This window comes from Burkholderia sp. Bp8992 (assembly GCF_003853705.1).
GTDB lineage: Bacteria > Pseudomonadota > Gammaproteobacteria > Burkholderiales > Burkholderiaceae > Burkholderia.
This window is the reverse complement of the sequence record NZ_QTQI01000021.1, coordinates 115,289-135,583: the sequence shown is the minus strand read 5'-3', so window position 1 is coordinate 135,583 and position 20,295 is coordinate 115,289. Positions and strand designations below refer to the sequence as shown.

Below are 20,295 nucleotides of genomic sequence, written 5' to 3'. Positions count from 1 at the left end.
CGAGGCCGTTGACGGTCTTGATCAGCGTCGACTTGCCCGAGCCCGACGGGCCGCACACGACGACCACTTCGCCTTTCTTGACCTCGGTCGTGCAGTCGGTGAGGACCTGAAACTGGCCGTACCACTTCGAAACGTTCTTGATGGAAATCATCTTGTGACCTTTTTCTGGAGACCCTTGACGAGAGCAGACGCCAACGAGCAAATCACGAAATAGCATGCGCCGGCGAACAGGACCATCTCGACGGTCGTGCCGTCGCGATCGCCGATGTTGGCCGCCGTGCGGAAGAAGTCCGCGAGACTGATCACGTACACGAGCGACGTATCCTGGAACAGGACGATCGCCTGCGTGAGCAGCAGCGGCACCATCGCGCGGAACGCCTGCGGCAGGATCACGAGGCGCATCGCCTGCGCGTAGTTCATGCCGAGCGCGAACGCGGCGTTCACCTGCCCGCGCGGCACCGCCTGGATGCCGGCGCGGATGATCTCGGAATAATACGCGGCTTCGAACAACGAGAACGCGACCATCGCCGACGCGAGGCGGATGTCGATCGTCGGCGACAGCCCGAGCACGCCCTGCAGCACCTGCGGCACGATCAGGAAGAACCACAGCAGCACCATCACGAGCGGGATCGAGCGGAACACCGTCACGTACGCCTTCGCGAACCACGCGAGCGGCTTGACGCCCGACAGCCGCAGCAGCGCCAGCAGCGTGCCCCAGACGATCCCGACCACGATCGCGATCAGCGTGATCTTGAACGTGACGACCGCCCCCGACCACAGCGTCGGCAGCGCGCCGGGAATACTACTCCAGTCGAACTGATGCATCACTTGCCTCCGATATAGCCGGGCAGCCGCGTGCGGCCTTCGATCCAGCGCATGAACGCCATCACGACGAGGTTGATGATCACGTACGCGAGCGTGACCGCGATGAACGACTCATAGGTCTGCGCGGTGTAGTCGACGAGCTGGCGCGCCTGCGCGGACAGGTCGAGCAGGCCGATCGTCGACGCGACGGCGGAGTTCTTGAAGATGTTCAGGAATTCCGACGTGAGCGGCGGCACGATGATCCGGTAGGCGACGGGCAGCAGCACGTAGCGATACGTCTGCCATTGCGTGAAACCCATCGCGAGGCCGGCCGCGCGCTGGCCCTTCGGCAGCGCGTTGATCCCCGAGCGCACCTGTTCGCACACGCGCGCGCCCGTGAACAGCCCGAGACAGATGATCGACGCGGTGAAGAACTGCGTGGTCGGCGGCAACTGCTTGATCCACGTGCCGATCGATGCGGGCAGCAGCTCGGGTATCACGAGATACCAGACGAAGAACTGCACGATCAGCGGAATGTTCCGGAAGATCGACACGTACACGGTGCCGATCGCGGACAGCCATTTGTTCGGCACCGTGCGCAGCACGCCGAACAGCGATCCGACGATCAGCGCGATGACCCAGGCGACGAGCGACACTTCGATCGTCACCCAGAAGCCGGACATCAGCCATCCGAAATAAGTCGTCGGCTCGCCGGTCGACACGGGGCTCAGGAAGATGCCCCAGTTCCAGTGGTAAGACATGGGCAAGACTCCAGCAAAAAGAGACGGAAGAAGCGTGGCTCCTTCCGTCTCATTAGCGTCATTTCTGCATCAACGGCCGTTCGGTCAGTCGAGCGCCTTGTCGTTCGGGTTCGCGTACAGCTTCTTCATCGAATCGGACAGCGGGAAGTTCAGGTTCAGCCCCTTCGGCGGGATCGGGTTCTCGAACCACTTCGCGTAGATCTTCGCGGCTTCGCCCGACTTCTCGACTTGCGAGATCGCGTCGTCGACGACCTTCTTGAAGTCGGCGTCGCCCTTGCGCATCATGCAGCCGTAGGCTTCTTCCGATTGCGGCGTGCCGACGATCACCCATTCGCCCGGCTGCTTCGCCTTCGCGCGCTCGCCCGCGAGCAGCGCGTCGTCCATCATGAACGCGACCGCGCGGCCCGATTCCAGCGTGTTGAAGGAATCACCGTGATCCTTCGCGCTGATGATGTTCATGCCGAGCTGCTTGTCGTTGTTCATCTTGCGCAGCAGGCGCTCCGACGTCGTGCCGGCAGTCGTCACGACCGTCTTGCCCTTCAGGTCGGCGAAATCCTTGACGCCCGAATCCTTCTTCGTCATCAGGCGCGTGCCGATCACGAAGATCGTGTCGGAGAATGCAGCCTGCTGCTGGCGCTCGAGATTGTTGGTCGTCGAGCCGCACTCGATGTCGACCGTGCCGTTCTGCACCAGCGGGATGCGGTTCTGCGACGTGACGGGGATGTTCTTCACCTGCAGGTTCGGCAGGCTCAGCTTCTTCTTCACCGCGTCGACCACCTTCAGCTGGAACTCGCGCGAATAGCCGACCACCTGCTGGTTCTGGTCATAGTAGGAGAACGGAATCGACGATTCGCGGTGGCCCAGCGCGATCACGCCCGTGTCCTTGATCTTCTTCAGCGTGCCCGTCTCCTGAGCATGCGCGCCGCTTGCGAACGCGCAGAGCGCCGCGACCATCAGGACTGCCTTGTGGTATTTCATTTTGGTCATCTCCTTGGCTAAAACCCGCGCCAGTGTATCAAAGTAATATTTTTGAAAGTACTGGTTGTTTACCGCACTACGAATCGCCCTGTACGAAGCCGTCCTCCCGGCTTCCGGCACCCCGAATGCGCGCGCGGGCGATGCCGGATCCGGCACCGCCCGCGAGGGTTCATTTCCGCAATCGGATGGATTGCGTCATGAATTGATCATCGTCGATGATCAGGGACGCCCGGTTAGGGGTAGAGGCCGCGCATTTCGCGCGCCATCAGGATGCGCTTGCACGCGACGATGAACGCCGCCGTACGCACCGTCACCTTGTGCTCTTCCGCGACCGCCCACACGCCGGCGAACGCTTCGCGCATCACGCGCTCGAGACGGTGGTTGATCTCGTCTTCCGTCCAGAAGAAGCTCGAGAAATCCTGCACCCACTCGAAGTACGACACGGTCACGCCACCCGCGTTCGCGATCACGTCGGGGATCACGAGCACGCCGTTCGCGCTCAGGATGTCGTCCGCCGCCGTCGTCGTCGGGCCGTTCGCGCCTTCGACGATGATCTTCGTGCGGATCTTCGCCGCGTTCTTCTCGGTGATCTGGTTTTCCAGTGCCGCCGGGATCAGGATGTCGGTCTCGACCGTCCAGAACTCGTCGTTCGGCATCGGCTCCGCGCCTTCGAAGCCCGCGACACCGCCCGTGCGGGCGACGTGGTCGAGCAGCTTGTTCGAATCGAGGCCGCCCGGCTGGTAGATCGTGCCCGTGTGATCCTGCACCGCGATCACCTTCGCACCGGCTTCCTGGAACAGCTTCGCCGCGATGCCGCCGACGTTGCCGAAGCCTTGCACCGCGATGCGCGCGCCTTCGATTTCCAGTCCCTTCTTCTTCGCCGCTTCGGAGCCGACGACGAACACGCCGCGGCCCGTTGCTTCCTTGCGGCCGAGCGAACCGCCGAGCGCGATCGGCTTGCCGGTCACGACGCCGGTCGACGTCTGGCCCTGGTTCATCGAGTACGTGTCCATCATCCACGCCATCACCTGTTCGTTGGTGTTGACGTCCGGTGCCGGAATGTCGGTGTTCGGGCCGATGATGATGCCGATTTCGCTGGTGTAGCGGCGCGTGACGCGCTCGAGCTCACCACGCGACAGCTTGCGCGGGTCGACGCGGATGCCGCCCTTCGCGCCGCCGTACGGCACGTTCACTGCTGCGTTCTTCACGGACATCCATGCCGACAGCGCCATCACTTCCGACAGCGTCACGTCCTGGTGGTAGCGTACGCCGCCCTTGCCCGGGCCGCGCGACACGTTGTGCTGCACGCGATAGCCTTCGAAGTGCGCGACGGTACCGTTGTCGAGCTCGATGGGGCAGTCGACGATCAGGATGCGCTTCGGACGCTTCAGCGTTTCGAGCCAGCGCGACAGCGAACCGAGGTACGGCGCGACGCGATCGACCTGCTGGAGGTAGTTGCCCCACGGGCCGAGATCGTCGGCGTGCAGGTAGGACGGGATGGACTGCTGTTGCGAAGACATGGATGCTCCAACGTTCAACGAAGTGCGCACATTGTCGAAAAACCCGTTTTTTTTATCCAATGCCGTTTGCTTATTCGATTATGCGTTTCTTGCATGATCGCGATTTTTCGCAAATCTGCGGTCGATTTGCGCAAGAACGCCCGCGATCGGCCGTGCATCGCGTCGGCGAAAAATCGAATGGAATGCGCGCGGGCCGCCCACCGGACAGCCGTCCGACAGGCGCCGCAAGCGCGCCGTCAGCCGGCCGCGCACGACCGGCCGCGGAAAATTAACCGCCGGCGGTTAATGCGTGGTGTCGCGCAGCTCGTCGCGCACGACGTCCCACAGCGCACGCACGAGCTTCTGGCGCGGATCGTCGCCCTGCAGCGCGAGCTTGTCGCAGTACAGCCGGATTTCCATTGTCAGCGTGAACGGATGCGCGCCGCCGCGCACCGAGCGGTCGAGCCGGATCAGGCGGCCGCCCGCGACCGCATCCTCGACCGCGCTGTGCGGCAGGAACGCGACGCCGTGGCCCGCGAGCGCCATCGCCTTCAGCCCTTCGGCCATGTCGGTTTCGTAGACGCGATCGAGGAACAGCCGCGTCGGCGCGTTCGCGATGATGACTTCGGTCATCCGGCCGAGATACGCGTTCGGCGTATACGACAGGTACGGCACGCGCGCATCGGCCGCGCCGGGCAGCGTATAGCGCGGCCGGCCCGCGCGGCCGGGCGCCGAGAACGGGCTGATCGGCTCGCTGCCGAGGATCAGCATGTCGTAGCGCGCCGGGTCGAGCGCGACGGGGTGGCTCGGGTGGTGGTAGCCCATCACGAGATCGCAGCCGCCCTCGACGAGCGACAGCACCGCGTCGTGCACGTTCAGCGCGCGCAGCCGCGTGTGGACCTGGCCCATCTTCGCCTCGATCCGCTGCAGCCAGCGCGGGAAATATGTGAGCGACAGCGTGTGCGGCACCGCGAACTCGATCGTCGGCACCGGCGCGCCGACGTGGCCGCGCAGCAGCGTGCGCGCCTCGTGCGCCTGCGACAGCATCGTCAGCGCCTGCTCGTAGAAGATCTGGCCGGCCTGCGTGAGCCGCGTCGGATAGACCGAACGGTCGATCAGTTCGGTCGCGAGCCATGCTTCCAGCGCCTGGATCCGCCGCGAAAACGCCGGCTGCGACACGTGCCGCAGTTCGGCGGAGCGGCTAAAGCTGCGCGTTTCCGCGAGCGAGACGAAGTCTTCGAGCCATTTCAGTTCCATGCAGGCGGGCGCGGCGGGCGGCGGTCGGGAAGAAGCCTGCATTCTACCGGCGGGCGGGCCCGGCGGGCGGCGTCGCGCACGGCCCGGCGCGCCTGCGCGGGCGAGCGCCGGCACGCCATTCGCGCGCCGCCCGAGCCTCGCTCGCCCGTGGCGGCCACGGCCGGACCGGTTCGGTCGGGATCGCCGCGCGCCAATGGTAAAATGCCGGATTCTCCCCCCTCGCTCGACCCGGCCCCAAGGCCCGCCCGATCATGTCCGACACTCGTCCCGATACGCTTTTCGCCCTCACCGCGCTCTCGCCCATCGACGGCCGCTACGCCAGCAAGACCGAAGCGCTGCGCGACTGGCTCTCCGAAGCCGCCTTCATGCGCCACCGCGTCACCGTCGAGGTGCACTGGCTGATCGCGCTGTCGCGCGCCGGCTTCGCGGAAGTCCCGCGCTTCTCCGATGCGTCCGAGCAGTTCCTGCTGCAGCTCGCCGAGCGCTTCACCGCGCACGATGCCGCCCGCATCAAGGAAATCGAGCGCGTGACGAACCACGACGTGAAGGCCGTCGAATACTGGCTGAAGGAATCGGTGAAGGGCCAGGCCGAACTCGAGAAGGCCAGCGAATTCATCCACTTCGCGTGCACGTCCGAGGACATCAACAACACGTCGCACGGGATGATGCTCGCCGGCGCGCGCGAACACGTGATCCTGCCGGCGCTGCGCACGGTCTACCAGCGCCTCGTCGCGCTCGCGCACGCGCACGCCGAGCAGCCGATGCTGTCGCGCACGCACGGCCAGCCGGCCAGCCCGACGACGCTCGGCAAGGAACTCGCGAACGTCGCCGCGCGTCTCGCCCGTGCGATCACGCGCATCGAGAAGGTCGAGATCCTCGGCAAGATGAACGGCGCGGTCGGCAACTTCAACGCGCACCTGTCCGCGTATCCGGAATTCGACTGGGAAGCGTTCTCGCGCGACGTGATCGAAAACCGCCTGAAGCTCACGTTCAACCCGTACACGATCCAGATCGAGCCGCACGACTACATGGCCGAGCTGTTCGACGCCGTCGCACGCGCGAACACGATCCTGCTCGACCTCGACCGCGACGTGTGGGGCTACATCTCGGTCGGCTACTTCAAGCAGAAGACGAAGGCCGGCGAAATCGGCTCGTCGACGATGCCGCACAAGGTCAATCCGATCGACTTCGAGAACTCGGAAGGCAACCTCGGCCTCGCGAATGCGACGCTGCGCCACCTCGCCGACAAGCTGCCGGTGTCGCGCTGGCAGCGCGACCTGACCGACTCGACGGTGCTGCGCAACATGGGCGTCGCGCTCGGCTACTCGCTGCTCGCGTACGATTCGCTGATCCGCGGCCTCGACAAGCTCGAAGTGAACCCGCAGCGCCTGAACGAAGATCTCGACAACTGCTGGGAAGTGCTGGCCGAGCCGGTGCAGACGGTGATGCGCCGCTACGGCATCGAGAACCCGTACGAGCAGCTGAAGGAACTGACGCGCGGCAAGGGCATCACGCGCGAAGCGCTGCAGGAATTCGTCGGCACGCTCGCGATCCCGCAGGACGCGAAGGATCTCCTGCTCGCGATGACGCCCGCGTCGTACATCGGCAAGGCCGTCGAACTCGCGAAGCGGATCGCGTAAGCACCGCCGTCCCTGCACGTAAAAAAAGCCCGATGCGAGCGATCGCATCGGGCTTTTTGTTGCCTGCCTCAGCCGGTCAGAACGAAATCATCCGGCCCGGGTTGAGCGCGCTCATCACGCTCATCGCGGCCTTCGCGGCGGGAATCGCGATCGGCGACAACTGCCGGCCGAGCGGAATCGCGCGGTGATCGATGCCCGTGAGCATCGAGAAATCGTCGTTGCGACCGACGAAATCGTCGCAGATCGCCTTGCCGATCCGCACCGTCTGCGCGACGCCGTGGCCGCTCCAGCCCTGCACCATGTACATCGGCACGCGGCCGTCGGTCTTGCGGCTGTCGGTGGCGCCGTTCAGCGTGAAATCGCTGACGCCGCTCCAGCAGTAGTCGAGCGCGAAGCTGCCATCGGCCTGCGGAAACACCGTGTTCAGCCGCGTCAGCAGGTACGCATTGACGTCGGACTGCGCCCAGCAGCTGCCGGTACCCTGCCCGCCGAACAGCAGCCGGTTGCCGCGCACCGGCCGGTAGTAGTCGATCTGGAACTGCGTGTCGTACACGGGCATGCCGGCCGGCATCAGCGTCGCGACATCGACGTCGAGCGGCGCCGTCACGCTCACGTACGTGAAGAACGGCACCGTGGTCGCCGTGCCGTCGTCGAGCAGCCGGAACGTCGTGTTGTGCAGCGCCAGCACGACGCCCTTGCGCGCGGTGATCGTGCCGCCCGGCGTCGTCGCGACGACGCCCGCCGGCGTCTCGTCGAGTTCGAGCACCTCGGTGCCCTCGAACAGCGCGCCGCCGTTCAGCCGGAAGCCGTGCACGAGGCCGCGCACCAGCGCGAGCGGATGGATCTGCCCGCCGAGCGCGTCGATCGCCGCGCCATGGTACAGCCCCGAGCGCACGTATTCGTCGTGGAGCTGATGGCGGCCGACGAGCGTCACGCCCGCGTCGCCGAGATGGCGGCGCGCATCCGCGCCGTCGAGCAGCGCGCTCATGTGGCCCGGGTGAACGGCCGCCGTGACGTGGCCGCGCTTGCGGTCGAGCTCGAGCGCGTAGCGCGCGCCGATCGCATCGATCAGGTCCATCGATTCGGCCGATGCGAAACGCCACAGCCGCTTCGCGTCGTCATGCGACAGGTGGTCGATCATGTCGGCCGCTTCCCAGCGCGCGAGGCCGGGCGTCAGTTGCCCGCCGTTGCGGCCGGACGCAGCCGAGCCGACGTGATGCTTGTCGACGAGGATCGTGTCGACGCCCGCTTCTGCGAGATGCAGCGCGGCCGATGCGCCGAGCAGCCCCGCACCGATCACGAGCACGTCGCACACGGCGTCGTGCGCAAGCGGCGCGCCGTTCGCGTGGCGCGACAGCGACGCCTCGTACCAGTTGGCCGGACGCTCGCCGTCGTAGCGGGCCGGGTCGCACCAGTTCCAGTTGTCCTGCTCGATATTCAGTTGCGTGGGTTCGAAACGCGATTCGCCCTGGATCAGGGGTTTGTTGTTGGAAGTCATGATTGCACTTGCATGGTCTTGGGCCGCCTGTCGAAGAGCCGTGAGGCTTCGCGGGTGGGGCAGCCGGTTCCACTTGGGTGTCAACGAGATAAAGGGCGCGATGGCCCGTGTTGACGGCAGGCACGCTCGTGTCTGCCTGGATCCCGGACCGTGCGAAAGCACGCATTGAAAGGTGCCGGGACACCCAATTTCTACACCGCAGAAATAATTCTACAGTGTAGAATAAGCTTTCGTCAAGTTTACAGCCGGCGCCGCGCCGGCATGCCGGCCCGCCTCGATGAAAGACAAACCTGCCCAGGGCCCGCGCGGCCTCGACAAGGACGCGATCGTCGCGGCCGCGCTCGCGCTGCTCGAAGACGTCGGCGAAGCCGCGTTCAGCGTGCGCAAGCTCGCGCAGTCGGTCGGCTGCGACCCGATGAGCGTGCTGTACCACTTCAAGTCGAAGGACGGCCTGAGCCGCGCGATCGCGAACGCGCTGTCGCGCTCGCTCGTGCCGGTCGATCCTTCACTGCCGTGGCGCGAGCGGCTGCGCGACCTCGCGCGCCAGTACCGCGCACTCGCGCTGCGCTACCCTGCCGCGTTCGCTCTGCTGCAACGGCACATGAGTACCGGGCCGGCCGATCTAGCGCATATCGAGGCCGTGCATCGCGCGCTGACCGACGCCGGCATCCCGCGCGCGGCGCTGCCGTCGGTGTGCGTCGGCTGGTATGCAAGCGTGATCGGCCTGGCCGCCGCCGAAGCCGGCGGCCTCACGCGTGCCGCGAACGACGTCGAGCTCGCGGAGATGAACGCACTGTCCGACACCGAGCATCCGCTCGTCCGATCGGCCGCGCCGCTCTATGCGCAGCTCGACCCGGCGGCCGTGCACGACACGATGCTCGACGTGCTGCTCGACGGCATCGCGCAACGCGCGCACGCGGCCTGACCGGCTGGGTTCCCGCCAACGAAAAAGGCGCCCCGAGGGGCGCCTTCTTCATGGCGATTGCCGCGAACCGCGCTCAGTGCTGCTGCGCGGTGCCGATCTTCCGCATGACCTGATCGACGATCTGCTCGGGCGTCAGCTCGATGCTGACCTCGATCGCTTCGTCCGGGCCCGGCTCCTCGAGCGTGTCGAGCTGGCTCTTCAGCAACGACGGGTCGAAGAAATGGCCGGTGCGGCTCTTCAGGCGCTCGTGCAACACCTCGAACGAACCCTTCAGATACACGAACCGCACGTCGGTGTCGGTGCCGCGCAGCACGTCGCGGTACGACCGCTTCAGCGACGAGCACGTGAACACGGCCGTTTCGCCGGCACGTTGCTTTTCCTCGATGGCCGCGCGGATCGTGCGCAGCCACGGCCAGCGGTCGTCGTCGGTCAGCGGAATGCCGTTGTGCATCTTCTCCTTGTTCGCCGCGCTGTGAAACGCGTCGCCATCGGTATAGCTGCACGACAGGCGTTCCGCCAGCATTTCGCCGATCAGCGACTTGCCTGCGCCCGACACGCCCATTGCGATCAGAATCATTGACTACCCCTTGTTACAAAACCACGCTCAGCAGCAGCGTAAAGCCCAGACCAAGCACTGAAATGATGGTTTCGAGCAACGACCAGGTCTTGAACGTCTGGCCGACCGTCATCCCGAAATATTCCTTGATCAGCCAGAAGCCGCCGTCGTTCACGTGCGAGAAGATCAGCGAGCCCGAGCCCGTCGCGAGCACCAGCAGCTCCGGCCGAACCGCCGCGCCCGACGCCGCCGCGATCGGCGCGACGATGCCGCAGGCCGTCGTCATCGCGACCGTCGCCGAACCCGTCGCGAGACGCATCAGCGCCGCGACGAACCAGCCGAGCAGCAGCGGCGACAGGTGCGCGTGCTTCGCGGTCTCGACGATCTGCTGCGAGATCCCGCTGTCGCGCAGGACGCCGCCGAAGCCGCCGCCCGCGCCGACGATCAGCGTGATCCCGGCGATCGGCGCCAGGCACTCGCTGCAGAACTTCTGGATCTGGTCGCGGTTGAAACCCTGCAGCTTGCCGAACGTGAAGAAGCTCACGAGCACGGCGATCAGCAGCGCGACGTCCGAGTTGCCGGCGAAGCGCAGCAGGTTGTTCGGCAGCGACTTCGGCGTGAACACCAGGTCGGCCCAGCTGCCGACGAGCATCAGCACGACGGGCAGCAGGATCGTGAACAGCGTGATGCCGAAGCTCGGCAGTTCGCGCTTGCTGCCATCCGCACGCGAATCGACGAACTGCGCGGCGAGCGGGTTGTTTTCCGGCAGCTTCACGAACTTCGAGATCGTCAGCGCGAACAGCGGGCCCGCGATGATCGCGGTCGGCACGCCGACGAGCAGGCCGAACGCGATCGTCTTGCCGATATCGGCGCCGTATTGCTGGACGGCCAGCAGCGCGGCCGGGTGCGGCGGGATCAGGCCGTGCACGACGGACAGGCCGGCCACCATCGGCAGGCCGACGACGAGCAGCGACTTGCCGGTGCGCTTCGCGACGTTGAATGCGATCGGGATCAGCAGCACGAAGCCGACTTCGAAGAACACCGGCAGGCCGACGATGATCGCGACGAACATCATCGCCCAGTGGATGTTCTTTTCACCGAACCAGTCGATCAGCGTGGTCGCGATCCGTTCGGCGCCGCCCGATTCGGCCATCATCTTGCCGAGCATCGTGCCGAGGCCGACGACGATCGCGATGTGGCCGAGCGTGCCGCCGGTGCCCGTCTCGAACGACTTGACGATCTTGTCCATCGGCATGCCGACGACGAGACCGAGGCCGAGCGACACGATGATCAGCACCAGGAACGGGTAGATCTTGAAGCGCGCGATCATCAGGATCAGCGCGGCAATCGCGATCAGCGTGAATACGAGCAGCATGCTGCCTTGGACAGCCCCCATGTGGCACTCCTCCTAGAATTGTTCGAACCGGGCGAGTTGTAGCGAGTATGCCCGGCTATGCAGGTCTCCGAAACACGGGGGGTACCCACCCCGTCAGGACGCTGAATTTTACTTATCTTTGCGGCCTGCGGATAGAACCGGTTCCATCAGCAAAAACCCTCGGAAAAACAAGCACTAACGCTTGTTCCCGAGGGTCGATTCTTCATTTCATACAAGTATTAACGGGGCAACTGGCTCGCGGCTTGCGCGAGGCGCGTGACTTCGGCCCAGTCCTGCGCGGCGAGCGCGGCCTTCGGCGTGAGCCACGAGCCGCCGACGCACACGACGTTCGGCAGTTTCAGGAAATTCGGCGCGGTGTCGACCGTGATGCCGCCGGTCGGGCAGAACTTCAGCGCCGGGAACGGGCCGTGGAACGCCTGCAGCATCGGCACGCCGCCCGCCTGCTGCGCGGGGAAGAACTTCACGATTTCGTAGCCGAATTCGAGTGCCTGGATGATGTCGCTCGGCGTCATCACGCCCGGCAGCAGCGGCAGGCCCGCGTCGAGCGCCGCGAGGTGCAGTTCCTTCGTCAGGCCCGGCGACACGCCGAACGTGGCGCCCGCGCGCTTCGCCTGCGCGCAGTGCTCGGGCTTCGTGATCGTGCCGACGCCGACGACGATGTCGTCCGCGAGCTGGCTCGCGCGCTGGATCGCCTCCAGGCCGGCCGGCGTGCGCAGCGTGATCTCGAGCACCTTCACGCCGCCCGCGTGCAACGCGCGCGACACGTTTTCACCCTGCTCGACCGAGTCGAACGCGAGCACCGGAATGACCGGGCCCAGCTTCACGATTTCAGCAATCGTCTTCATTGAATTGGCTCCTTGAAATTCATGCGGCGACGTGGGCGGCCGTTTCGCCGACCAGCGTCCCGAAAACCGATGCGCCCTGCTCGGCCGGCGCTGCGGCCGCGCGGAACACGCCGAACAGTTCGCGCCCGAACCCGACCTCGTTCTCGGCCTGGTGCTGCGGCTGCGCGACCGGGCGCGCACGCCACTCGGCGTCGTCGACCTCGATGTCGAGCACGCCGGCTTCCGCGTCGATCACGAGCGTATCGCCCGTCTTCACCTTGCCGAGCGGGCCGGCCAGCAGCGCTTCCGGCGATACGTGGATCACGGCCGGCACCTTGCCCGACGCGCCCGACATGCGGCCGTCGGTAACCAGCGCGACATGGAAGCCCTGATCCTGCAGCACGCCGAGCAGCGGCGTCAAACGGTGCAGCTCGGGCATCCCGTTCGCACGCGCGCCCTGGAAGCGCACGACCGCGACGAAATCGCGCTTCAGCTCGCCACGATCGAACGCTTCCTGCACGGCTTCCTGCGAGTCGAACACGATCGCCGGCGCCGTCACCTTGCGGTGCTCGGGCGCGACCGCCGAGATCTTGATCACGCCGCGGCCGAGCCGGCCCTGCATCAGGCGCAGGCCGCCGTCCGGCTGGAACGGGTCGCGAATGCCGCGCAGCACCTTCGTGTCGTGGCTCTCGGCCGCGCCGTCGACCCACGTCAGCTTGCCGTCGATCAGCTTCGGCTCCTTCGTGTAGTGCGCGAGCCCCTTGCCGGCGACCGTCGTCACGTCCTCGTGCAGCAGCCCGCCTTCCAGCAGGTTGCGTACCAGGAACGCGACGCCGCCCGCCGCGTGGAAATGGTTCACGTCGGCCTTGCCGTTCGGGTAGATCTTCGCGAGCAGCGGCACGACGGCCGACAGCTCGTCGAAGTCGTTCCAGTCGATCAGGATGCCGGCCGCGCGGGCGATCGCGACGAGGTGCAGCGTGTGGTTGGTCGAGCCGCCCGTCGCGAGCAGCGCGACGATTCCGTTGACGATCGCCTTCTCGTCGATCACATGGCCGATCGGCGTGTAGTGGCCGCGCTCGACGGTCAGGTCGAGCACGCGGCGCGCGGCCTCGGCCGTCAGCGCGGTGCGCAGCGGCGTGTGCGGATGAACGAATGCCGAGCCCGGCAGGTGCAGCCCCATCAGCTCCATCAGCATCTGGTTGCTGTTCGCGGTGCCGTAGAACGTGCAGGTGCCGTGGCCGTGATACGCGGCCGATTCGGCTTCGAGCAGCGCGTCGCGGCCGACCTGGCCGGTCGCGAACTGCTGGCGGATCTTCGCCTTGTCGTCGTTCGACAGGCCGCTCGTCATCGGGCCGGCCGGCACGAAGATCGTCGGCAGGTGGCCGAACTGCAGCGCGCCGATCAGGAGGCCCGGCACGATCTTGTCGCAGATGCCGAGGCAGAGCGCCGCGTCGAACATGTTGTGCGTGAGCGCGATCGCCGTGCCCATCGCGATCGCTTCGCGCGAGAACAGCGACAGCTCCATCCCCGGGTTGCCCTGCGTGACGCCGTCGCACATCGCCGGCACGCCGCCCGCGAACTGGGCGACGCCGCCGTTCTCGCGCGCGGCGGCCTTGATGATCTCGGGGAAATCCTTGTACGGCGCATGCGCGGACAGCATCTCGTTATACGAGGACACGATGCCGATGTTCGGCTCGCGGATCGCCTTGATCGAGAACTTGTCGTTGCCTTCGAGGCCCGCGAAGCCGTGCGCGAGGTTCGCACACGACAGCGCGCCGCGTGCCGGGAACTTGCCCTGCGCGCCGTCGATGCGCTGCAGATAGGCGGAACGGGTCGATTGGCTGCGGGCGATCACGCGTTCGGTGACCTTCGCCAGAGTGGGGTGCAGCGACGTCATGCTGGGCGCTCCTGTATGCCGGCCGACACCGGCGGTTGGAATCGTGGGGACGGTCGAGCTTCGTCGATCGAACGAAGCCAGTCTAGTAGAAAAACTACAAGCACGCAATGTGGATCGAACGACACGCAACCCTCATTCCCGCTACCAGCAAGGCATTAACTAGTGAAAACCCTAATTACGCGTGTCGCAACCACATCGAAAGCGCGACGATGGCGCTAGTATTTTCTTGTAGATTTTCTACAATTCGATTGCGATACACTCGCTCATCCGAACCCGATTTCCACATGCCGTCCCATGCTGCCTCGCATTGAAGCGATCCGCGCCGACCTGCGCCCCTCCGAGCGCAAGCTCGCCGACTACATCCTCGCCGCGCCGCGCGAGGTGCTCGACCTCGCGATGACCGAGCTGTCGACGCGCGCGGGCGTCAGCCAGCCGACCATCGCACGCTTCTGCCAGGCGCTCGGCTGCAGCGGCTTTCGCGAATTCAAGATCCGGCTCGCGCAGAGCGTCGCGCCGGGCGTGTCGTCGGTCTACCGCGACGTCGAGCCCGACGAACCGGCGCCCGGCATCATCGGCAAGGTGTTCGACCGCACGATCGGCGCACTGATCGAAGTGCGCAACAGCCTGTCTGCCGGCAGCGTCGCCGAGGCGATCGCGCTGCTGTCGAACGCGTCGCGGATCGAGTTCTACGGCGCCGGCGGCTCGGGCATCGCCGCGCAGGACATCCAGCACAAGTTCTTCCGGCTCGGCGTGCCGAGCGTCGCGTACTCGGATCCGCACACCTTCTCGATGTCGTCGGCGCTGCTCGGGCCGCACGACGTCGTCGTCGCGATCTCGAACACCGGCCGCACGCGCGACATCGTCGACGCCGCACGCTCCGCGCTCGCATGCGGCGCGAAAGTCGTCGCGATCACGCAGAGCCATTCGCCGCTCGCGAAGCTCGCAACCGTGAGCCTTGCGTCGAACGTTGCCGAGGAAACGGACGTGTTCTCGCCGATGACGTCGCGGATGTCGCATCTCGCGATCGGCGACATCCTCGCGGTCGGCGTCGCGCTGTCGCGCGGCCCCGCGCTGATGGAACGGGTCGGCCGTGCGAAGGAAGCGATCACGCGCCGCCGGATCGACGATCCGACGAAGGAATAGCCGTCGCGGGACGCCGCGCGTAAACGTAACAACGGCGCCCCGAGGGGCGCCGTTGTGCATGATTCGACGGCGACGTATTCGCCGGCCGCGCCGTTCAGAACGGCTTGATCACGACCAGCGCGACGGCCACGAGCATGCCGAGCACCGGCAGCTCGTTGAACACGCGATACCACTTGTCGGTGCGGCGGTTCTCGCCGCGCTCGAACACGCGCAGCAGGTGCCCGCAGTACGCGTGGTAGATGACGAGCAGCAGCACGACCGTCACCTTCGCATGGATCCAGCCCTGCCCCTGCCCGATGCCGATCACGAGCCAGAGCCACAGCCCGCAGGCGAGCGCCGGCACCGCGATCATCGTCATGAAGCGGAACAGCTTGCGCGCCATCAGCAGCAGGCGCCGTACCGCGGCCGGATCGGTCTCCATGGCCAGGTTCACGTAGATGCGCGGCAGGTAGAAGAGCCCCGCGAACCACGCGGCGATCAGAACGATATGGAACGTCTTGACCCAGAGCATTGCCATTGTTCAATCCTCAAATGCGCCGAATACACGAGTAACATCCGCCTCAAATACTTGAAATGACCGAAGCGCACGTAGATGCGAAAAATCGGCAGTAAGGGCCGCAACTCGGCTGCGACATTGCCCTTCGTTAATCGCGCGCCTCGCTGGCCGGTCTGCTGCCAAATGAAGCAGCCGGAATAACTCTCTCTTCGGGTCTGGAAGTGCTTCCCATTTGGCTCGAGGAGGAATCGCGAGTTGGACTCTCCCATTTGGATTCTCTGCCGCCTTCCTAATCGCCGGCTCATCACCCAGTAACCAAGCCTCCGTCATACGGACAGGAATAACGGGTATCCACGCTGTCTCAAGATCGCCCAACTCGTCGGTGAGTTCCGTTCGTCGATCATCAGGATCATCTCGTTCAGCATCTCGATGCACGAAGAGAACGTCACAGGCATAGAGCCCTAATGCTGCATCAACTCGCCTCCGGAGCCCCTCGGAAGGAGCCGGAATTCCATTTCGCGCAAATTCTGGCATCGTCGCAAGACTGGGAAAATTTTGCTCAATTACCCATTGGATAATTGGCAGTAGTGCCGAATCAGAGCTCCCGTCTGCGAGGAGCGTGTAACGAACAAATTGCACGATCCCCTCGATCAATGAAAGAGTTCCAACTGCTCCCGCAACAGCGTCCCAACCGTTGCCGATCCTCGCTCTACTCCGGCCTCATCCGCATTGAGATACGCCAACAAAGTGCTTAATGATGTTGGTTTCTCACTCGACATATCAGCACGCCAAGTTTTTGCCAAAAATCCAAACGTGCTAAAAGTAGCCCCCTTATACCTATACTGTTGGCAAACAACAAGATCATCCGCCAACAACTCCTGAACAACCAAAGGAGAGTGAGTATTAATAATCACCTGCCGAAGCGGATTATATTCACCTATCGCACTATTTGGATCAACCGCCATATCTCTAAGCAAACTCGTCATCGCCCTCACTCTCGACGGATGAATTCCGTTTTCCGGTTCTTCCAGACATATCAAACCACCCGCCCGTGGATCCGCATGAATAATTGCTAGCGCCAAAAATCTGAGCGTACCATCCGACAACGCTTTCGCGGGGTACTGAATTCCGTCTCTATTGGTGAGATAGAGAGTTTTCAATTCCCGCTTATCATCCACCTCAACGGAAAGTTCTGCCACGTCTGGAAGCAGTTCGGAAAGTCGATTAGCGACCTCTGCGTCCTTATCCAGCGATTTAAGCGTAGCCGGCATGTGGGCGCCGGACGGGGCGACGTGAATATCTGACGGCGTTGAGAAATCGTCGGGTCGACGCAAAGCTGACGGCTCAAGTTGCAAAAGTGCCCACGAACGCATTTCGCGTCGAGCCGCCAACGCGGTTGGCCGATCAATCGTATTAATTCCACTCAACGCCGTTCTTTCCATACCAAAAGCTGGAATCCGCTCCGGGCGTCCACTACCGGAATCCTGGTGAATGTTTACAATTACACGTTCATCTTCACCATCTCTGTCCGTCGATATGAAATCCGACGTCTTAGTTCCCCCCTTAACCGTATCCCAGAACGCATCCGAGTGAGGGAAAAGACCGCGTCTGAAATCACGCTTCGGAATATATTTAAGCGATTCATCGAGCAAAAAAATACGCTCGCTTCCCGATGTCTCATCCAGCACGTACCCGAGAACGATCCGATATCGCAGGTGCGTTACGCGAGGTGCCCCATGGCGTCCGAAATCGTCAACCACAGCATTTGGAACTAAAAATTCCGCCTCCAACTCCATTTGGCTCGCACTACCATCCTTGTAGCGCGTAAAAATTGAGCCTACCGACCCAAAGCGCTTTCCATCCCTATCTCTAACACGATTCGCCGCGGCTATTATTGGCATATCAGCCAAATCACGCAGAAAAACTATCGCATCAAAAAGATTGGATTTCCCAGCCCCGTTGACCCCTGCAACGCAAGTGAACGGACCAAAGTTAACGGTTATATCGTTGAGGCTCTTAAATCCTTTGACTCGCAACTTAGTAAGCATCCCAGATCCTTAGAAAGTGCTTTATTGACGGCCTTCGCCGTGCCCGAGCACGACATACTTCAGCGACGTCAGCCCTTCCAGGCCGACGGGGCCGCGTGCGTGCAGCTTGTCGTTCGAGATGCCGATTTCCGCGCCGAGGCCGAATTCGAAGCCGTCCGCGAAGCGCGTCGACGCGTTGACCATCACGCTCGCCGAATCGACTTCGCGCAGGAAACGCATCGCGCGGTCGTGATCCTCGGTGACGATCGCATCGGTGTGATGCGAGCCGTAATGGTTGATGTGCTCGATCGCGACGTCGAGGCCGTCGACGACCTTGATCGCGAGCACCGGCGCGAGATATTCGGTGTGCCAGTCTTCCTCGGTCGCGTCGACGAGCGGGCCGACGCCCGCATCGGCGAGCACCGCGCGCGCAGCCGCGTCGACGCGCAGCTCGACCTGCTTGTCGCGATACAGCTTGCCGAGCGGCGGCAGCAGCGCGGCCGCGATGCCGCTCGACACGAGCAGCGTCTCCATCGTGTTGCAGGTGCCGTAGCGATGCGTCTTCGCGTTGTCGCAGACGGTCAGCGCCTTGGCGAGATCGGCGCGATCGTCGACGTACACGTGGCAGATGCCGTCGAGGTGCTTGATCATCGGCACGCGTGCCTCGTTGATCAGGCGCTCGATCAGGCTCTTGCCGCCGCGCGGCACGATCACGTCGACGTATTCGGTCATCGTGATCAGCTTGCCGACCGCCGCGCGATCGGCCGTCGCGACGACCTGCACCGCGTCCTGCGGCAGCCCGGCCGCCTCGAGCCCTTCGCCGATCAGCTTCGCGAGCGCCGCATTCGATTCGAGCGCTTCGGAGCCGCCGCGCAGGATCGTCGCGTTGCCCGACTTCAGGCACAGCGCGGCCGCGTCGATCGTCACGTTCGGGCGCGATTCGTAGATGATGCCGATCACGCCGAGCGGCACGCGCATCTGGCCGACCTGGATCCCGCTCGGGCGGTACTTGAGGTTGCCGATCTCGCCGATCGGATCGGCCAGCGACGCGACCTGGCGCAGCCCTTCGACCATCGTCTTCAGCGCCTTGTCCGACAGCGTCAGGCGGTCGACGAACGCTGCATCGAGCCCCTTTTCACGGGCGCGGGCGACGTCACGCGCGTTTGCGTCCTTCAGCACCTGCGCGTCGCGTTCGATCGCGCGGGCCACCGCGTCGAGCGCCGCGTTCTTCGCGGCCGTGCTGGCGCGCGCCATCGCGCGGGAAGCGTGCCGGGCGCGACGGCCCAGGTCGGTCATGTACTGATCGATATCCATCGTGTGACTCGAGAAGCGAGCCGCGCGGGGCGGCATGAATTCGTGGGGAAGCGTGGCATGGCCATCGGCGGGACGGCCATCCGGCGAAGCAGCGGCCGGGAGGCCGCGCCAGCAATCAAAACATTGTAAGCGGGTTGCGCAGCGCGCGCTGGAGGCCCTGACGGGACTTAGCGTCGCACACGACCCGCGGTCGGCGGTCGCTCGCCGCGCGCGCCCGCGACCGTCATCGCGAGCTGGAACAGCCCGTCCCACGGATCGGGCGGTGGTTCGTCCTGCGTGCGGCGGCCCGGCGCGACGGCCGTGAGCCCCTTGACCTGCCGGTCGAGCTTCGCGGCGAACGCGAGCGCCTTCTCGAGCACGCCTTCCGACACGCGGTTCAGCGCGGGGCCGATCAGCCGCTCGCGCGGCCCCCACACGCGGTTCTCGCGCAGCAGCGTCGCCAGCGGCTTGCCGGCCGTCGCGCCGCGCTTGATCCGCAGCAACGTGCGCAATTCCTCGACGACGGCCCACATCACGAGCACGATCGCCTCGCCCTCGCCCTTCAGCCCGTCGATCATCCGCGCGAGCCGCGCGGCGTCGCCGGCGAGCATCGCTTCGTTCAGCTTGAAGACGTCGTAGCGCGCGACGTTCAGCACCGCGTCGTGCACCTGCTCGAACGACAGCGCGCCTTGCGGATACAGCAGCCCGAGCTTCTGGATTTCCTGGTGCGCGGCGAGCAGGTTGCCCTCGACGCGCTCGGCGATGAACTGCAGCGCACGCCGCCCGTCGTCGCCGGGTGCGGCACGCTGGCCCTGCATCGCGAGACGCTGGCCGATCCAGTTCGGCAGTTGCGCGCGGTCGACCGGATCGATCTTCAGCGCGACGCCGCCGTTCTGCAGCGCGGTAAACCACGCGGATTTCTGCGTGGCCGCATCGAGACGCGGCAACGTGACGAGCATCAGCGCGTCGGGATTGGGCGTGGCCGCGAGCGTCTTCAGCGCATCGGCGCCCTCCTTGCCGGGCTTGCCCGACGGAATGCGCAGCTCGATCAGCTGACGCTCGCCGAACAGCGACATCGCCTGGGTCGCGCCGAGCAGCACGCTCCAGTCGAAGCCGCGCTCGACCGTATGCACCGAACGCTCGGTGAAGCCGGCCGCGCGCGCGGCCGCACGAATGCGGTCGCACGCTTCCTGCGCGAGCAGCGGCTCGTCGCCGAAGACGGTATAGAGCCCGGCCAACCCCTTCGCGAGGTGCGGCTCCAGCGCATCAAGTCGCAATTGCATCGCTACGTGCGCCGTCGA

Annotated in this window: 19 protein-coding genes; 3 read left to right on the top strand and 16 right to left on the bottom strand. The window is 64.9% G+C overall.

Features of this window, described 5'->3' with window-relative positions; translation table 11 throughout:
• The 6 genes from DIE03_RS27335 to DIE03_RS27310 form a co-directional block, all read right to left on the bottom strand.
• The coding region (locus DIE03_RS27335; protein WP_124455395.1) for an ATP-binding cassette domain-containing protein at window positions 1–151 on the bottom strand (151 nt) is incomplete at its 3' end.
• On the bottom strand, window positions 148–825 hold the full coding sequence (gltK, locus tag DIE03_RS27330) for a glutamate/aspartate ABC transporter permease GltK (RefSeq protein WP_006483854.1): 678 nt from the start codon (window positions 823–825) through the stop codon (window positions 148–150). The genes DIE03_RS27335 and gltK, both read right to left, overlap by 4 nt.
• A complete protein-coding gene (locus DIE03_RS27325) occupies window positions 825–1,565 on the bottom strand; it encodes an amino acid ABC transporter permease (RefSeq protein WP_027788374.1) in 741 nt (246 codons plus the stop codon). The genes gltK and DIE03_RS27325 overlap by 1 nt, the downstream gene beginning before the upstream one ends.
• A gap of 84 nt (window positions 1,566–1,649) precedes the next feature.
• Window positions 1,650–2,543 carry a glutamate/aspartate ABC transporter substrate-binding protein gene (locus DIE03_RS27320; protein ID WP_185658228.1) on the bottom strand — a complete coding sequence of 298 codons (894 nt, stop codon included), beginning with the start codon at window positions 2,541–2,543 and terminating at the stop codon, window positions 1,650–1,652.
• A gap of 233 nt (window positions 2,544–2,776) precedes the next feature.
• Window positions 2,777–4,063, bottom strand: a complete 1,287-nt coding sequence (locus DIE03_RS27315) for a Glu/Leu/Phe/Val dehydrogenase (RefSeq protein WP_124455393.1) — start codon at window positions 4,061–4,063, stop codon at window positions 2,777–2,779.
• Between the two features lie 282 nt (window positions 4,064–4,345).
• Window positions 4,346–5,299 (bottom strand): LysR substrate-binding domain-containing protein, encoded by a 954-nt coding sequence (locus DIE03_RS27310; protein ID WP_124455392.1) that lies wholly within the window; start codon window positions 5,297–5,299, stop codon window positions 4,346–4,348.
• Between the two features lie 251 nt (window positions 5,300–5,550).
• On the opposite strand from DIE03_RS27310, the gene purB reads away from it, so the two are divergent.
• Entirely contained in the window at window positions 5,551–6,939 is a 1,389-nt protein-coding gene (gene purB / locus DIE03_RS27305; RefSeq protein ID WP_124455391.1) for an adenylosuccinate lyase, read from the top strand.
• A 76-nt stretch (window positions 6,940–7,015) separates the two neighbouring features.
• Here purB and DIE03_RS27300 read toward each other — a convergent pair whose 3' ends face one another.
• The gene (locus tag DIE03_RS27300) at window positions 7,016–8,437 is read right to left on the bottom strand and encodes an FAD-binding oxidoreductase (RefSeq protein WP_124455390.1); all 1,422 of its coding nucleotides are present in this window, start codon (window positions 8,435–8,437) and stop codon (window positions 7,016–7,018) included.
• Window positions 8,438–8,714: 277 nt separating this feature from the next.
• Here DIE03_RS27300 and DIE03_RS27295 point away from each other — a divergent pair, with 277 nt between their 5' ends.
• Window positions 8,715–9,362, top strand: a complete 648-nt coding sequence (locus DIE03_RS27295) for a TetR/AcrR family transcriptional regulator (protein ID WP_124455389.1) — start codon at window positions 8,715–8,717, stop codon at window positions 9,360–9,362.
• Window positions 9,363–9,435: 73 nt separating this feature from the next.
• Here the strand turns inward: DIE03_RS27295 and DIE03_RS27290 are convergent, their stop codons facing one another.
• The 4 genes from DIE03_RS27290 to edd all read right to left on the bottom strand — a co-directional run bounded on the left by DIE03_RS27290 (window position 9,436) and on the right by edd (window position 14,035).
• The gene (locus DIE03_RS27290) at window positions 9,436–9,939 is read right to left on the bottom strand and encodes a gluconokinase (RefSeq protein ID WP_124455388.1); all 504 of its coding nucleotides are present in this window, start codon (window positions 9,937–9,939) and stop codon (window positions 9,436–9,438) included.
• A gap of 13 nt (window positions 9,940–9,952) precedes the next feature.
• A complete protein-coding gene (locus DIE03_RS27285) occupies window positions 9,953–11,314 on the bottom strand; it encodes a GntP family permease (RefSeq protein WP_124455387.1) in 1,362 nt (453 codons plus the stop codon).
• 218 nt (window positions 11,315–11,532) lie between these two features.
• Complete coding sequence (eda, locus tag DIE03_RS27275) at window positions 11,533–12,159, bottom strand: bifunctional 4-hydroxy-2-oxoglutarate aldolase/2-dehydro-3-deoxy-phosphogluconate aldolase (protein WP_124455386.1); 627 nt, start codon at window positions 12,157–12,159, stop codon at window positions 11,533–11,535.
• 19 nt (window positions 12,160–12,178) lie between these two features.
• Window positions 12,179–14,035: a phosphogluconate dehydratase gene (gene edd / locus DIE03_RS27270; protein WP_124455385.1), complete on the bottom strand. Its 1,857-nt coding sequence runs from the start codon at window positions 14,033–14,035 to the stop codon at window positions 12,179–12,181.
• 294 nt (window positions 14,036–14,329) lie between these two features.
• Between edd and DIE03_RS27265 the strand changes: the two genes are divergently transcribed.
• On the top strand, window positions 14,330–15,178 hold the full coding sequence (locus DIE03_RS27265) for a MurR/RpiR family transcriptional regulator (RefSeq protein ID WP_059535300.1): 849 nt from the start codon (window positions 14,330–14,332) through the stop codon (window positions 15,176–15,178).
• A 94-nt stretch (window positions 15,179–15,272) separates the two neighbouring features.
• Here DIE03_RS27265 and DIE03_RS27260 read toward each other — a convergent pair whose 3' ends face one another.
• From DIE03_RS27260 to holA, 5 genes are all read right to left on the bottom strand, one after another.
• Window positions 15,273–15,695, bottom strand: coding sequence for a CopD family protein (locus tag DIE03_RS27260; RefSeq protein ID WP_014898091.1), 423 nt, complete (start codon window positions 15,693–15,695; stop codon window positions 15,273–15,275).
• Between the two features lie 3 nt (window positions 15,696–15,698).
• A complete protein-coding gene (locus DIE03_RS27255; protein ID WP_124455384.1) occupies window positions 15,699–16,328 on the bottom strand; it encodes a hypothetical protein in 630 nt (209 codons plus the stop codon).
• Entirely contained in the window at window positions 16,325–17,722 is a 1,398-nt protein-coding gene (locus DIE03_RS27250; RefSeq protein ID WP_124455383.1) for an AAA family ATPase, read from the bottom strand. The genes DIE03_RS27255 and DIE03_RS27250 overlap by 4 nt, the downstream gene beginning before the upstream one ends.
• Before the next feature lie 21 nt (window positions 17,723–17,743).
• Entirely contained in the window at window positions 17,744–19,015 is a 1,272-nt protein-coding gene (locus DIE03_RS27245) for a glutamate-5-semialdehyde dehydrogenase (protein ID WP_124455382.1), read from the bottom strand.
• A gap of 167 nt (window positions 19,016–19,182) precedes the next feature.
• Complete coding sequence (gene holA / locus DIE03_RS27240) at window positions 19,183–20,277, bottom strand: DNA polymerase III subunit delta (protein WP_124455381.1); 1,095 nt, start codon at window positions 20,275–20,277, stop codon at window positions 19,183–19,185.
• Between the last annotated feature and the right edge of the window lie 18 nt (window positions 20,278–20,295).

Bases quoted from the DNA above. Each gene is read 5' to 3' on its own strand.
- gltK (WP_006483854.1), bottom strand. From the start codon at position 825: ATGCATCAGTTCGACTGGAGTAGTATTCCCGGCGCGCTGCCGACGCTG.
- DIE03_RS27325 (WP_027788374.1), bottom strand. From the start codon at position 1,565: ATGTCTTACCACTGGAACTGGGGCATCTTCCTGAGCCCCGTGTCGACC.
- DIE03_RS27320 (WP_185658228.1), bottom strand. From the start codon at position 2,543: ATGAAATACCACAAGGCAGTCCTGATGGTCGCGGCGCTCTGCGCGTTC.
- DIE03_RS27315 (WP_124455393.1), bottom strand. From the start codon at position 4,063: ATGTCTTCGCAACAGCAGTCCATCCCGTCCTACCTGCACGCCGACGAT.
- DIE03_RS27310 (WP_124455392.1), bottom strand. From the start codon at position 5,299: ATGGAACTGAAATGGCTCGAAGACTTCGTCTCGCTCGCGGAAACGCGC.
- purB (WP_124455391.1), top strand. From the start codon at position 5,551: ATGTCCGACACTCGTCCCGATACGCTTTTCGCCCTCACCGCGCTCTCG.
- DIE03_RS27300 (WP_124455390.1), bottom strand. From the start codon at position 8,437: ATGACTTCCAACAACAAACCCCTGATCCAGGGCGAATCGCGTTTCGAA.
- DIE03_RS27295 (WP_124455389.1), top strand. From the start codon at position 8,715: ATGAAAGACAAACCTGCCCAGGGCCCGCGCGGCCTCGACAAGGACGCG.
- DIE03_RS27290 (WP_124455388.1), bottom strand. From the start codon at position 9,939: ATGATTCTGATCGCAATGGGCGTGTCGGGCGCAGGCAAGTCGCTGATC.
- DIE03_RS27285 (WP_124455387.1), bottom strand. From the start codon at position 11,314: ATGGGGGCTGTCCAAGGCAGCATGCTGCTCGTATTCACGCTGATCGCG.
- eda (WP_124455386.1), bottom strand. From the start codon at position 12,159: ATGAAGACGATTGCTGAAATCGTGAAGCTGGGCCCGGTCATTCCGGTG.
- edd (WP_124455385.1), bottom strand. From the start codon at position 14,035: ATGACGTCGCTGCACCCCACTCTGGCGAAGGTCACCGAACGCGTGATC.
- DIE03_RS27265 (WP_059535300.1), top strand. From the start codon at position 14,330: ATGCTGCCTCGCATTGAAGCGATCCGCGCCGACCTGCGCCCCTCCGAG.
- DIE03_RS27260 (WP_014898091.1), bottom strand. From the start codon at position 15,695: ATGGCAATGCTCTGGGTCAAGACGTTCCATATCGTTCTGATCGCCGCG.
- DIE03_RS27250 (WP_124455383.1), bottom strand. From the start codon at position 17,722: ATGCTTACTAAGTTGCGAGTCAAAGGATTTAAGAGCCTCAACGATATA.
- DIE03_RS27245 (WP_124455382.1), bottom strand. From the start codon at position 19,015: ATGGATATCGATCAGTACATGACCGACCTGGGCCGTCGCGCCCGGCAC.
- holA (WP_124455381.1), bottom strand. From the start codon at position 20,277: ATGCAATTGCGACTTGATGCGCTGGAGCCGCACCTCGCGAAGGGGTTG.